Source organism: Marinobacter sp. AL4B (assembly GCF_019916045.1).
Taxonomy (GTDB): Bacteria; Pseudomonadota; Gammaproteobacteria; order Pseudomonadales; family Oleiphilaceae; genus Marinobacter.
In genome coordinates this window covers 442910-456576 of record NZ_JAILWZ010000013.1, presented here as the reverse complement: position 1 = coordinate 456576, position 13667 = coordinate 442910, and the positions used below count along the sequence as shown (strand labels likewise).

Below are 13667 nucleotides of genomic sequence, written 5' to 3'. Positions count from 1 at the left end.
ATACAACTCAGGTAGGTTATGACAGATACACCGGAAATCCAGCTCCCCGAAGATAAGCCTTTGGAAATTGCAGGCAAGGTATACCAGTCCCGTTTGTTGGTGGGGACAGGAAAATACAACGATCTGATGGAAACTGGCCACGCCATTGAGACCAGTGGGGCAGAGATTGTGACGGTGGCCGTGCGTCGTACCAATCTCGGGCAGAATCCGGATGAGCCGAATCTGCTGGATGTGATCTCGCCAGACAGCTACACCATTTTGCCGAACACCGCCGGCTGCTTCACCGCGAAAGACGCCGTGCGCACCTGTAAGCTGGCCCGTGAACTGCTTGATGGTCGCGATCTGGTGAAGCTGGAGGTATTGGGTGAGCATAAAACCCTGTACCCGAACATGCCTGAAACCTTGGCTGCCGCTGAAGAGCTGATTAAAGACGGCTTCAAGGTGATGGTGTATTGCTCGGATGACCCGCTGCTGGCAATGCGTTTGGAAGAGATGGGGTGCATTGCCATCATGCCGTTGGGTGCGCCGATTGGTTCCGGGCTGGGTATTCAGAATCGCTACAATATTCGCTTGATTGTGGAAAATGCCAAGGTGCCGGTGCTGGTTGATGCGGGGGTCGGAACGGCTTCGGATGCCACCATCGCGATGGAGCTGGGTTGTGACGGCGTGTTGATGAACACCGCCATTGCGCAGGCAAAAGACCCGATCAGAATGGCAAACGCCATGCGCCTGGCCATCGAAGCCGGCCGCGAGGCGTATCTGGCAGGCCGTATGCCCAAGAAGCTATACGCCAGTGCATCGTCACCGATTGACGGCACTTTCTTCTAAGTCATGATTTTCACGACCCTCTCCCGTTCGAGGAGAGGGCGTATAATATTAAAAACAGAATTCCAGAGCGCTGTAATCCCTATATGACCAAGCCAAAATCCAGCCGGCGGGAGACGATCCTGCAGGCTCTTGTTGAATTGCTGCAGAAAGATCCGGGGGCCCGTATTACCACGGCAGGCCTTGCGAAGTCTGTGGGCGTGACCGAAGCGGCTTTGTATCGGCATTTTCCCAGCAAGCGGAAGATGTTCGAGGCCTTGATTGAGTTTGCGGAAGACGCAGTATTTTCTCGTTGTCAGGTGGTCCTGCAGGAGCAGGACGATGTACGTGTGCGCCTGCAACAGATTGTGCATCTGGTGCTGGTGTTTTCTGAACGAAACCCGGGGCTGTGTTGTGTGCTGACGGGCGATGCCTTGATGGGCGAAGACGAATCCCTTCGCAAGCGGGCATCCCAGTTTTATGAGCGCCTGGAAACCCAGATGCGCCAGTCGCTGAAGGAAGGGGAAATCCGGCAGGGCTTGCGCCCACGTACCAGTGCGGCACGTGGAGCCGACTTCGTGATGGTATTTTTGGAAGGGCGCATTCAGCGTTTTGTGCGCTCGTCGTTCTCCCGACTTCCCAGCGCAGATTTCGACGAGGCTTGGGCCTTGGTCGCTGAGTCCATCTGGGGCTGATTCCGTCCCGGCTTACTCGTAGCCGGAGGCGATGCGAAGAATCGACCGTGCCGGGTGCCATACCTCGGGTGCTGAGATGAGAATATCCCGGCCCCAGAGGTCGACGGGATAGTCTGCCGGTACATCGCCGAAATGGCCCACCGTTGCGCCCGCTTCCCAGGCGATCAGGCGTGCAGCCGCAAAATCCCACGGGCTGACGTTTTCATAGTAAATATCCAGCCGGCCGCAGGCTACCCAGCAAATATCCAGTGCGGCAGAGCCGATTCGGCGCAGATCGCGACATTGGTGAATCATGGCATCCAGCCGTTTGATCAGGGGTTCCAGATGGTCTTTGGTGTACGGAAAGCCGGTGGCGAACAGCGACTGCCTCAGTGAGGTAGCACCGCTGTGCTGAATAGGCTTACCGTTCAGTGTGGCGCCTTCGCTTTTGGTGGCCCGGAAGGTTTCACCGGGGAAGGGCGCATGCACCACGGCCACTTGCACCTGCCCGCGCTCGGCGTAAGCAATGGAAACCGCCACCTGAGGGTGCCCATAAGCATAGTTAACGGTGCCGTCGATGGGGTCGATGATCCATAGCGGAGTCTCGAGATGCTCAGCCTGAGTCAGGTCCGGCATGGTTTCTTCCGACAAGATGCGGTGGTCGGGGAAGCGCTCGCGAATAGCGTTGGTGATGAACTCATCGGCCATTACGTCGGCGTGGGTGACCAGTTCGGTCTGGTCTTTGTAATCGGTGCGGAGGGTGCTTTCTTCCCGTTCGCGGCGGATCAGCTCTCCAGCCTCTTTAGCCAGCGCTTCGGCGAAATCGGTTATGTCGCGCATAGACAGAGAATCAGACATGGCACCCCCGTGATGATTAAGTGAGGGTGCCAGTCTAACATGCGGGGGGGTTACAAGCTGTTCAGCCACCTCTCCATGTTGTCCATGGCCAGCACGATGCGTGGGCAAGCCTGTTGCACAAAATCATCGGCCAATTCTTTTTCAGCGTAATCGCCGCCTGCGAGAACCAGCGATTGTGCGCCGTCGAAATCGACAAACGCCAAACGTGCGCCCATGTGGTCCGGCACAAAGCCGAAATCACTGGCAGGCAAAATGGCGACGCCGGTATCTTCCAACAGCGCTGAGCAGAACGCCTGCGAGGTTTTGATGTCCCGATTGGCTAATCGTTCGCTGAAGCTCGAAAAGTCCGGGAATACGTAGAAGGCACCCTCGGGTTTACGTACTACGGCGCCCATTTCACTCAGGCGACGGTGCACGTATTCACCCACCACTTTGAGTACTCGCCGGGACTGGTTCAGATAGTGGTCAATGTCATCCCCGCCATTGAAAGCGGTAATGGCCGCGTACTGGATGGGAGCCGCCGTCGAGGTGAAGGTCTCGCTGGCAATGATCGCCATGGCATCTTGTAGTGGGCGCAGTTCGGGCGGAAAAATGAACGTGCCCAACCGCCAGCCACCGGCACCCGACCATTTGCTCATACCCGTGCTGACGATGGTGCCTTCGGGATAGTAGCGGGCAATGGATTTGTGCCGGCCTTCGAAGTGCACTTCGCCGTAAATTTCATCCGATAGCAAAATCAGGTCGTACTTCCGAGCCACATTGGCGATAGCGAGTAACTGGTCGTCGGTGTAGGTGCAGCCGGTCGGGTTGGACGGGTAGTTCAAAATCAGGATGCGCGGGCGCGATGGGTCGTCCCGGCAGATGATGTCCAGCTCTTCGGCGGTTAGTTGCCAGTTGTTTTCGGCGTGTGTCGGCAACCAATGTACTGAACGGCCGATGATGCGAGCCTGCGGTGCGTAAGATACCCAACTCGGGCGCGGAATCAGCAAATCACCGTAGTAGGCCAGCTGCAGAATGAACAGCAGTTCTTTAGAGCCTGGGCCAATGAGTACGTCTTCCCAGGTAGAACGCATCCGCTCGCTGCGGTTAATGTACCCGGAAATGGACTCTCGCAGACCTTTAAGGCCTTTGACCGGAAGGTAATCTTTCTCGTGTGCGTGGTCTTTGAGTGCCTGCACCACACGCTCGGGAACCGGAAACGGGGATTGCCCCAAACCCAGTTTAATGATGTCTTTACCTTCCGCGCGCAGCTGATTGCTTTGCTCGTTGATGCGGAGGGTGGCCGAAGGTTGAATGCCCCGGACGTTCAGGTTGATCGCAAAGAGGTGGTCTTTTTTGATGTCCATTGTTCCTGTCTGTTGTTGGGAGGTGACAATGGCAGTATAGGCCCGCCCGGCGGGCCTGTGTCTGGTATCCGAGTAGGCATTTCCCGTTACGCTATTCCGCCAGCACCATCACCGGGATTTTATCCACACCTCCACTCGACCATTGCGCTGATTACCCGAACCGCCAACAGGCATGTAGTGGCCGTAACCCGTGTAGGACACATACGGAACGCCCGCGTGATTAAGCGCTCGGCGAACTGACAGAGCTCTCAGCTCAGAGATCATTTGGGCACGTAGCTCGTCGCTTTGGGCATCGGCGAAACCGATGAGCAGCAGGTCGTCAGCAGAGCGTTTGTGCTGCTGCAAATAGTGTTTCACCCGCAGCAAGTCCCGGTGTGCTTTGTTATCGAGTTTGGTGCGGCCTTCCGCGAATCGGAAGTTGACCGTCAGGCGCTGGTAGCTTTGGGTCAGGCGTTTGAAGGTTGCCGGAACAGAGTCATCAAACTCGGGCTTCACGGCGATCGGGTTTTGGGAAATAAAGCCGGAGCCCGCTACCCGACCCTGGCCCTCGGCGCTGAGTGCATATTCAATCAGCCCTTTGGCCAAGTCGGGTGTTTGTTCGCCCAAGGTGTACATGAACAACCGGCGGGACAGCGGATAATCCTCGCTGGCGACCGTGAGCTGGTTAGGCTTAAGAGCGGGGGCGTCACCGTCAGAAATCGCGAGCAGCTTGCTGTTTCGAACAGACGCTAATCCGGCAAAACCAATGCTGTAAGGGTCGCGGGATACGTCATCGGATAGCTGGTCGTTGGATTCGTATCGAAGCGCTGAGTCGTGCAGGGGGGCTGCTTTATCGAGCACTAACGTCTTGAAGGTATCCCAGGTGCCGGAGCGGTTGTCCCGAGCATACAGTCGAATGAGATTATTGCTTCCACCCACTTCCGCCCAGTTTCGAATCTGACCGCTGAACACTTTCCGAAGTGTTTCGATGCTCATCTGGCTGACCGGGTTTGATTGATGAACCAAAATGGCAAGGCCATCGATGGCAATCACGTGTTCACTGGCAAGTCCTGTGAGGTCTGCGGTGTCGCTGACTTTTGCCGCTTCGCCAGGGCGTGCCGGGCGGGAAGATGCCCAGATGTCGGCCTGACCATTTGCCAGCGTGCGAAATCCCGTGCTGGAGCCGTGGGCGGCAACCAATACTGACAGCTTTTTATTGTGTTGACGGGTGACCAAAATCTGCTCGTTCTCGCGGGCAGCGGGTTGGCGTAAGACCTGATCGTTGCTTAGCTGCTCAAGATAACCCTCGACCAGCGATGGCGCCAGAGTGGCTCCGACGGTATTGGAACCGTGAATTTCCAGTTCATGGGCCGTGGTCAGTGGGGGGAACGCCAGCACTGAGCAGAGCAAGAAAAGAAGGAGGTAAATTCGATCAGAAACAGCCATTTAAGAGCATCCATACCAAACAGTTGCGATAGAGATAGGATGCTACAGAAATGTGACAATTGTGTTTCAGGACTTAGAATTTGTGGGGTTCCAGTTCCATCTGAATGATTTTGCGCCCGAGCATGATTATACGGCCGGTATAGCGTTCTTCACCGGTGGTGGTGAAGTCGAACAGAAACCGGCGCCAGACCCGAACGCTGCCGGTGTCGTCACGCTTGAACCAAAGGCCCCGGAGAAAGACGGCATCGTCTAGAAGCATCACGTCCATGGTTTTGCAGTACCGGCGAGCGGCATCGAGTACGAAGTCTGTGATGGCTTTGGCTTGCCACCAATACCAAGCGGCAAAGCCTGCGGTGAAAAGCCAGAAGAGAGTTCCGAGAGTCAATGTGCTGGCGGCCCTGTTGGTGATTTGGGGTGAACGGTCAATCAGACCGCGAAAACGCCAGACTACCTTATTGCGTCTGTTCGGGGAATTGTTGCGGGGAAGGGCGTTTAGCCACCACTCAAAGCGATCCGCTTAGGTGGTGGCTAAACATTCGGTCAGCTACTGCTTTTTGCGACCTCTTTTTCATCGTTGTTTTTATCACCGGCTTCGCTGTGATGATCACGCGCCAGCAAGATGTAGAAGGCTGGCAGCACGAACACGGTGAACAAAGTACCAATGCCCAGACCGGCGCTGATGGTCAGGCCAATGGCGAATCGGCTTTGTGCACCCGGGCCTACTGCGATCAGCAGTGGGACCATCGCGAAAATCAGCGCCAGAGAGGTCATGATGATCGGGCGCAGGCGAATTGCTGCTGCTTCGATCACCGCGTCGACCTTGTTCAGACCACGCTCTTTCTGCAGTTGGTTGGCGAACTCCACGATCAATATACCGTTCTTCGACACCACCCCGATCAACGTGATCAGGCCCACCTGGGTGTATATGTTCATGGTGGCAAAGCCGAGCACGATAAACACCATGGCACCTGCCACCGACATGGGCACGGACACCAGAATGATGATCGGATCGCGCCAACTCTCAAACTGAGCCGCCAGTACCAGATAGATCACCAGCAGTGACAAGAAGAACGTCACAACCAGCGCACTACCTTGGTTCGCCAGCTGGCGGGAGGCTCCGGTGTAGTCAGAGCTGAAGCCTTGCGGGAACACTTCATCGGCGGTTTGCTCAATGAATTCCATGGCGGTGCCTGCAGCAACGCCCGGCATCACCACGCCTTCCAGAGTCAGCGAGTTTTGCTGGTTGAACTGGGTGCGGTTCGACGGTTCTACTTCTTCGGTGAAGCTGGCTACGCTGGATAGCGGTACCAGTTCGCCGCTTCCGGTGCGAATGTAGTAATCATCCAGCGATTCTTTGCTCGGGCGGAACTGGTCATCTACCTGTGGAATTACCTGATAAGAGCGGCCTTCCATATTGAAGCGGTTGATGTAACCGCCACTGAGCATACTAGACAACGATTGCCCGACTTCCTGCATCGATAGACCCAGGTCGGCAACACGATCACGGTCGATGTGAATGCGGGTGACCGGCTTATCGAAGTTGATGGACTTCTTCAGGAACATGAAGTTGCCGCTTTGCATCGCCTTACCAAGAATTTCGTCGGCCACCTGATCCAGCTGTTCATAGCTACCACCGGTGCTGACCACGAACTGGAAGGGCAGGCCGCCGCCAGAACCCGGTAATGCAGGCAGCGGGAATACGGCTGTTTGTAAGCCGGTTACGTTCTTCAGTTCGGCATCCAGTTTTGGCTGAATATCGAATTGGCTGACTTCACGTTCACTCCATGGCGCCATTTTGAAGCCGCCAAACACGGCGTTCGGGCTGGTAATGCCGATGATCATGAAGTCCTCTTTGTAACCCGGCAGCTCCGACATGCGGCCTTGCACTTCCTGACCGTGTTCAAGCAGATAGTCCAAGGTGGATGTTTCGGGGCCAAGGCCCTGATGGAACAGGATGCCCTGATCTTCGGTAGGGGCCAGCTCGCTCTGGCTCATCATCTGCATGAAGTAGATGGAGCCCAACACCACTAATGCGAAGAATACGACAACCGATTTGGTTTGCATCAACGATGAAAGTGCCGCTTTGTAGCCATTGGCTATACCGTTGAAGAACTTCTCGACCAACTGTTCGAACTTTCCGGGCTCGCCGTGAGGCTTCAGCACCTTGGCGGACAGCATGGGTGAGAGTGTTAGGGCGACGATACCGGAGATAACTACAGTGCCTGCTAGCGTGAACGCGAATTCGGTAAACAGCGAGCCAACCAGCCCGCCCATGAAACCGATAGGCACGTACACCGCCACCAATGTGGTGGTCATGGCGATAATCGGGGTCGCCATTTCACGGGCGCCGTTAATGGCGGCTTCGAAGCGTGACTCACCTTGTTCTATGTGTCGGTGAACGTTCTCCACCATGATGATGGCGTCATCCACCACCAGACCGATCGCTAAAACCATCGACAGCAGAGTCAGCAGGTTTAGGGAGAAGCCGAAAATAAGCATGATGAACGCGCCGCCAATCAAAGACAGCGGGACGGCAACGGAAGGTACCACAGAGGCCCGGATTGAGCCCAGGCAGAGGAACACCACCACCAGTACGATGATCATGGCTTCGATCAGGGTACTTATTACCTCGTTGATGGAGTCTTCGATAAAGTCAGAGGCATCGTACGCAAGTCGCACTCCCATGCCGCTGGGTAGCTGACTTTCAATGTCTGGCAGTTCGGACTTCACCAGATCTGCAACGGTCAGCGGGTTGGCGCCCGGCGCCATTTCGATGGCGACGTAGGTAGCCGGTTGGCCTTTATACAGCGCAATCTTGTCATAGTTCTGGGAGCCGAGTTCAACACGGGCAATGTCTTGCAGCCGAATCAGCGTGCCATTGGATTGCTTAACCACCAGGTTACGGAAGGCGTCAGGGTCTGCGATGTCGGTATCGCTGGTCAGGCTGACTTCGGTGTATTTGCCCCGGGTTTGGCCCACGGCGGCCTGGTAGTTGTTCGCTGTAAGTTTGGCGGCGACTTCTGTCGGCGTCATATCAACTGCGGCGAGGCGCTCCGGGTCCAGCCAGACTCGCAAGGCAAAGGTTCGGCCCAATAATTGAGCTTTACCGACGCCGGGCAAGGCCTGAAGCTTGGGTTGCACAACCCGGGTCAGGTAATCGGTAATTTGCGGAACATCCAGCTCGGTGCTGTAGAAGGCGATGTACATCAATGCGGTGCTGTCACCGGTGGTGGATGTGATCACCGGGTCCTGAGCTTCCGCGGGTAATACGTTGCGCTGACTGGCTACTTTGGCTTGAATCTCTGCCAAGGCATCGTTAGCGTCGTAGTTCAGCTCCATTTTAGCCTGAATGGTCGACACGCTTTGGGAGCTGGTGGAGGTCAAATAATCGATGCCACTGGCTTCAGCAATGGCTTGCTGCAGGGGCGTGGTAATGAAACCTTTGATCAGATCCGAGCTGGCACCGGGGTAAGCCGTGGTGACGGTAACCGTGGTGCTTTCCAGTTTCGGATACTGGCGGATTTCCATTTCCATGGCGGCCCGTGCACCTACCAACAGGATCAGCAAGCTGACCACTGTGGCAAGAACCGGCCGATGGACGAAGATATCAGTGAAACGCATTATTCAGACGCCTCCTTGTCGGATTCATCCTGAATCTCGACACGTTGTCCGGCACGCAATCTGAGCAGGCCTTTGGACACCACGGTTTCACCCGATTCCAATCCGGAAGTAATAGCAGCGCGACCGTTGCGAACTTCGCCGGTCGTGACGGTGCGGCGCTCAACGATCAGCTTGCCGCTGTCGTTCTCAGTCACTACAAATACAAAATTGCCGTAGGTGTTGTAGGAGATAGCGGTACGCGGAAGCGTGACGACTTTGTTGTCTCTGGGCTGGCCGGTCTGGATGGTCGCGAACATGCCTGGGCGCAGAAGGTGCTCATCGTTGTTCAGCGTGGCGCGAATCCGCACGGTGCGGGTTTCCGGGCTGACGGAGGTGTTGATGGCGCTGACTTTTCCTTCAAACTTTTGATCAGGCACGGCGGCAACCGTGACAGACACCGGATAATCCCGATCAACGTTAGCCAGATGTTTCTCTGACAGCGTGTAGTCCACGTAGATGGGGTTCAGCATGTTTACTTCGACAATAGGGCTGCCGGTTGGGAGATATTCACCCTGGTTAACCATGCGAATGCCGAGTGTGCCATCAAACGGCGCCCGGATGATCTTCTTGTCGAGTTGCGCTTGTGCTTCGTTGACGCGGGCACGAGCGGCGTCGTAATTGGCTTTCGCCGTATCGTATTGAGACTGTGAAACCGCACGCTTGGGCAGAAGGTCGGAAATCCGCTTGAAGTCTTGATCGGCCAGATTCGCTTCGGCTCGGCGGGTGCGCAATGCAGCCTCATCAATCGCGGCGTCCAGTTCGATCAGAATATCGCCTTTTTTAACGCTATCGCCGGATTCGAAGTTGATGGAGTTAATGACACCAGGAACTTCGTTGGAAACAGCAATACCGTTTACAGCTTCAATGCTGCCAACGGCCTTGATGGAGGGCTGCCAGTTCTCGGTTGTTGCCTGAGTAACCGAAATAATGGCGGGCGGTTGTGGCTGTGACAACATCTCTTTCATCTGGCCAAATTGCATGAATTTGTAGCCGAAGATGCCGCCGAGGACGACACCCAGAAAAATGATGGCGATGACAAAACGGGATGCGGTGCGCATAGATGAGTTCCTGGGGCTGGTTTCCTGATGCGTATTCCGTCGCCAAGACGAAGAAAAGCAATAGCTTGTCTTGGCGAGTCAAGGGCTGATGACGGTTGTTTAAAGTAGTGACAAAAATGGTCAGCAATCGTAGCAAGTAGCATGCTACAAAAGCTACAGTGTTTTGTCATCAACTTGGTTGCTTAAAAAGACCTTTTTAAGGGTAATTACGGCCAGTATTTAACAATGTTAGGCCTATTTGATTATTTTGTGGCCAGATGCGCAAAATTGATTCGTGCGTGACGGTGCTGAACGCAGTACATTGGCCCTCAAACCGTGATGCGATGATCCCTGACCGGGACAGGAGAGGATTGAACCATGCAGCTGATATTGGGCCTGGCCCTGGCCGCTGCGGTCTTTGTGGTGCTTAAAAAGTGGGGAGCCTTGTCGCCGCAAGGGCAGAAAGCCGCCATTTGGAAAATTGTACTGGTGGCCGGCGGCGCGATGCTGCTGTTTATGGTGCTGACCGGGCGAGTGCATGTTTTGACCGCAGCGGTGGCTGCGCTTATTCCTTTATTACGTAAGCTGCCTGCGCTGCTCCGTTATGCGCCTTTGTTTCGAAAAATGATGGGTGATTCGTCGGGGTCTCAAAACGAGGGGGCCAATGGCCCGAATGGCGCTTCGGCCGGCCAAAATGCCTCAACCCCCGGAACGATGTCAGAACAAGAGGCCTGCGATATTCTGGGTGTGCAACCGGGATGTCCCCGGGATGACATTGTTACTGCCCACCGAAAACTCATGCAGAAACTGCATCCGGATCGCGGGGGCAATGATTATCTGGCGGCTAAGCTGAATGAGGCCCGAGACCTGCTGCTGGGTAAGCGCGGCGTTTGAGTCAGGGCAGTACTTCCACCTTTACCTCAATCGACTGGTTGTCGGCTTGCTTGCCGTTTGCCCGATAGATAATGCCGTCTCGCTGGTGTGTTTCCTCCGTCCGAGTGCCGCCAAGTTCAACCCACTGCCCGGGTTGAACCCGGCGTATGGTCATCAAAGCTTCGGTTTCATAGCCTTCCAGTGCGGCCGGATCTTCTTCAAAGGAAACGATATTCAGCTCGATGGCTTGGCCCGATATGGCCTGTGGGCTCACCACGAAGCCGCTTCGGGTTTTGACCTTTTCCAGAATCAACGCCGGGTTTCGGCCACCCTGAACGGCGAATGGCAAGCTGCGCACGCTGCCCGACGTGATGTGCGCTGACTGGCCGTCTTGAACGATCAGCTGACGAGTCGTGTTGGAATTCGTGCTGTAGGTGCGGCTTTGCACACTGGCGTTCGCTTTGTTGTTTGAAAAACTGACGCCGGCCCCTGATTGTTTACCTCCGATGTCCTGTCGGTAGCGAACGCTGATGCGCATTTGAATCGGTGCTACGTCCATGGTGTTCACCAATGTGCCAATTTCGTCCAGCAGTTCCGGTTCTCCTCGAACTACTAGTTGCAGGCCCCGCGCTGTCACAGTAACGGGAGCTTGTTGATAGAGCGCACGAATTTGTTGGGAGACAGCTTCAGCGGTCCTGTTTTCCAGCTGATAAATGCGGGCTTCGGGTTCTGCCTGAACGTTGGCAGCAAATACGGACAATACCAGCAGGCAAGTCATCCCTAAGACTTGAAAACGGATGAACCGGCTCAGTTTTACGATATTCATGCAGACCTCCACAATCCTTTAAGCCGGCAGCTGACGATAAAATAATCAGGATTGCCGGTTGCCAACCCTAAAACCGTGGGTATATAGTAAAAAGCATGAAGACACTATACGCAGCCTGTCAATTGAATGTTCTGAAAGCTTTCGGTGAAAACCTGAAGGCCGAAGGTTCGGCTGTGTATTTTTGGTGGTGTGGTTATGGCTTTTATTTTAGCCAGAGCTCGGGCCGCCCGTAAGATCTTCATCGACCGAATTTAGCGAGGAAGGCAGCCCGGCAAACAACCCAGGCTGCCACCGGACTCAAAAAGCCCCGACTGGTAGCCCAGCCGGGGCTTTTTTGATTCTGACATAGGGATAACGGGAACACGGATATGAACATGCCTCTGAAAACTGAAACGTTGGATACAGTATCGTCGACCACTTGCCAGCCTCGCCAGGAAGCCAAGCTGCCAACCGCCAATGAGCTGCGCCATCAGTTTCCTGCCGGTGAGCCATTGACCCGGGCCATCGCCGGTTACCGAGAGCAGATTCGCAACGTGCTGAATGGCGATGACCCGCGCACGCTGATCGTTATCGGGCCGTGCTCGATTCACGATGAGCAGGCCGCGCTGGACTACGGCACCAAATTGAAAGCACTGGCGGATGAAGTCAGTGACCGGTTCCTGATTGTGATGCGTGCCTACCTTGAAAAGCCTCGTACGACGGTGGGCTGGAAAGGTCTGTTGTACGACCCTGCCCGCACCGGTGAAGGTGATTTGAACCAAGGTCTGGTGCGTTCCCGAAAGTTGTTGCTGGCCTTGTCTGAATTGGGGTTGCCGCTGGCCACTGAGGCATTGAGTCCGTTCATGATGGATTACCTTGGTGACTTGGTAAGCTGGACGGCAATCGGTGCCCGCACGACAGAATCTCAGATTCACCGTGAATTGGTCAGCGGTTTGCCAATGCCTACCGGTTTCAAGAACGGTACTGACGGTGGCGTGGCTGTGGCGATCAATGCCATGAAGTCTGCGGCGCACAGCCATCACCATATGGGCATTTCCCAATCGGGAGCGCCGGCGATGATCACTACGGCCGGAAACCCGGATACCCATCTGGTGCTGCGTGGTGGCCGAGGTGTCACTAACTACGATGAGACAAGCATTGCTCGAGCGGTGAAGGAATTGCAAAGCGCCGGTGTGTCAGCATCAGTGATGGTGGATTGCAGTCATGATAACGCTTGCAAACAGGCGGAACGGCAAGTCGAGATTGCCCATGAGGTGATGGCTCAGAAGCGCAACGGCGGCACCCACATCAAAGGCTTGATGCTGGAGAGCTTTCTGGCCTTCGGCCGTCAGGACGACGGCGAAGACCTGGTTTACGGGTGCTCGATTACTGACCCGTGCCTGGGTTGGGAGCAGACAGAGGCTCTGATCCGCTCACTGTAGAGAATAAAAGCTGCCCGGCCAGCAGCACCAGAACACCGCCCATGACCCTGTCCAGCCAGTGTCCGAACCGGTTGAAGCCCCGGCGGACACGGGGGTGGGTGAAGAACAGCGCCACCAAGGTAAACCACAAACCAGTAGCCACGGCCATATAGAGGCCGTACCCGGCCTGAAGCAGCACGGGTGTGTCCGGGTTAATGACCACGGAGAACAAGGACACAAAAAACAGCGTTGCTTTCGGGTTAAGCACATTGGTTAGAAAGCCGAGCCGGAAAGCGGCCCAACCTGACTGAACCTTTCCATTATTCGTTTCCACATGAACATTGCCAGGCTTTGCTCGTAGGCAGTGCCAGGCAATCCACAACAAATACAGAGCACCAACGATTTTCAACACGGTAAACAACATGACCGATTGCTGGATGATTAGCCCGATGCCCAGCAGCGAATAGCCAACGTGCAGCAAAATCCCCAGCCCGATACCCACGGCACTGAGCAATGCGTTTCGCCGTGATTGAGTGATGGCCTGGCGCAGCATCACTGCAAAGTCGGGCCCGGGGCTGGCGACGGCCAGCAGATGAATCAACGCCACGGTAAGAAATTCCAGCCAGTAGTTCTGCACCTGTTGTCCCCATCTTAGTGAAAGCCGAAAGCATAAGCGGATTTTTTATCGTTTTCACCTGTCATGAGTCAATAAGCTTCTATACTCGAAGCGTAAGTCATAGAAAACTCGGCGAAATGTTGTTTTA

12 protein-coding genes are annotated in these 13667 nt (G+C 55.3%); 4 read left to right on the top strand and 8 right to left on the bottom strand.

The window, feature by feature from the left end; genetic code table 11:
• Nucleotides 1–18 precede the first annotated feature (18 nt).
• On the top strand, nt 19–828 hold the full coding sequence (locus tag K5L82_RS12415; RefSeq protein ID WP_223134359.1) for a thiazole synthase: 810 nt from the start codon (nt 19–21) through the stop codon (nt 826–828).
• 83 nt (nt 829–911) lie between these two features.
• Complete coding sequence (gene slmA, locus K5L82_RS12410) at nt 912–1499, top strand: nucleoid occlusion factor SlmA (RefSeq protein ID WP_223134358.1); 588 nt, start codon at nt 912–914, stop codon at nt 1497–1499.
• 12 nt (nt 1500–1511) lie between these two features.
• On the opposite strand, the gene K5L82_RS12405 is transcribed toward slmA, so the two are convergent.
• The 6 genes from K5L82_RS12405 to K5L82_RS12380 form a co-directional block, all read right to left on the bottom strand.
• On the bottom strand, nt 1512–2336 hold the full coding sequence (locus tag K5L82_RS12405) for an inositol monophosphatase family protein (RefSeq protein ID WP_223134357.1): 825 nt from the start codon (nt 2334–2336) through the stop codon (nt 1512–1514).
• Nucleotides 2337–2386: 50 nt separating this feature from the next.
• Nucleotides 2387–3682, bottom strand: a complete 1296-nt coding sequence (locus K5L82_RS12400; protein WP_223134356.1) for a pyridoxal phosphate-dependent aminotransferase — start codon at nt 3680–3682, stop codon at nt 2387–2389.
• A 108-nt stretch (nt 3683–3790) separates the two neighbouring features.
• Nucleotides 3791–5107: a substrate-binding domain-containing protein gene (locus K5L82_RS12395; protein WP_223134355.1), complete on the bottom strand. Its 1317-nt coding sequence runs from the start codon at nt 5105–5107 to the stop codon at nt 3791–3793.
• Nucleotides 5108–5180: 73 nt separating this feature from the next.
• Complete coding sequence (locus tag K5L82_RS12390) at nt 5181–5492, bottom strand: DUF3301 domain-containing protein (RefSeq protein WP_223134354.1); 312 nt, start codon at nt 5490–5492, stop codon at nt 5181–5183.
• 155 nt (nt 5493–5647) lie between these two features.
• Complete coding sequence (locus K5L82_RS12385; protein WP_223134353.1) at nt 5648–8728, bottom strand: efflux RND transporter permease subunit; 3081 nt, start codon at nt 8726–8728, stop codon at nt 5648–5650.
• A complete protein-coding gene (locus K5L82_RS12380) occupies nt 8728–9825 on the bottom strand; it encodes an efflux RND transporter periplasmic adaptor subunit (RefSeq protein ID WP_223134352.1) in 1098 nt (365 codons plus the stop codon). The genes K5L82_RS12385 and K5L82_RS12380 overlap by 1 nt, the downstream gene beginning before the upstream one ends.
• Before the next feature lie 357 nt (nt 9826–10182).
• On the opposite strand from K5L82_RS12380, the gene K5L82_RS12375 reads away from it, so the two are divergent.
• Nucleotides 10183–10698 carry a molecular chaperone DnaJ gene (locus K5L82_RS12375; protein ID WP_133007298.1) on the top strand — a complete coding sequence of 172 codons (516 nt, stop codon included), beginning with the start codon at nt 10183–10185 and terminating at the stop codon, nt 10696–10698.
• Nucleotide 10699: 1 nt separating this feature from the next.
• Here K5L82_RS12375 and K5L82_RS12370 read toward each other — a convergent pair whose 3' ends face one another.
• Nucleotides 10700–11503 carry a secretin gene (locus K5L82_RS12370; protein ID WP_262492653.1) on the bottom strand — a complete coding sequence of 268 codons (804 nt, stop codon included), beginning with the start codon at nt 11501–11503 and terminating at the stop codon, nt 10700–10702.
• Nucleotides 11504–11871: 368 nt separating this feature from the next.
• On the opposite strand from K5L82_RS12370, the gene K5L82_RS12365 reads away from it, so the two are divergent.
• Nucleotides 11872–12924: a 3-deoxy-7-phosphoheptulonate synthase gene (locus tag K5L82_RS12365; RefSeq protein ID WP_223134351.1), complete on the top strand. Its 1053-nt coding sequence runs from the start codon at nt 11872–11874 to the stop codon at nt 12922–12924.
• Here K5L82_RS12365 and K5L82_RS12360 read toward each other — a convergent pair.
• Nucleotides 12869–13540, bottom strand: a complete 672-nt coding sequence (locus tag K5L82_RS12360) for a LysE family translocator (RefSeq protein ID WP_223134350.1) — start codon at nt 13538–13540, stop codon at nt 12869–12871. The genes K5L82_RS12365 and K5L82_RS12360 overlap by 56 nt on opposite strands.
• Nucleotides 13541–13667: the final 127 nt, after the last annotated feature.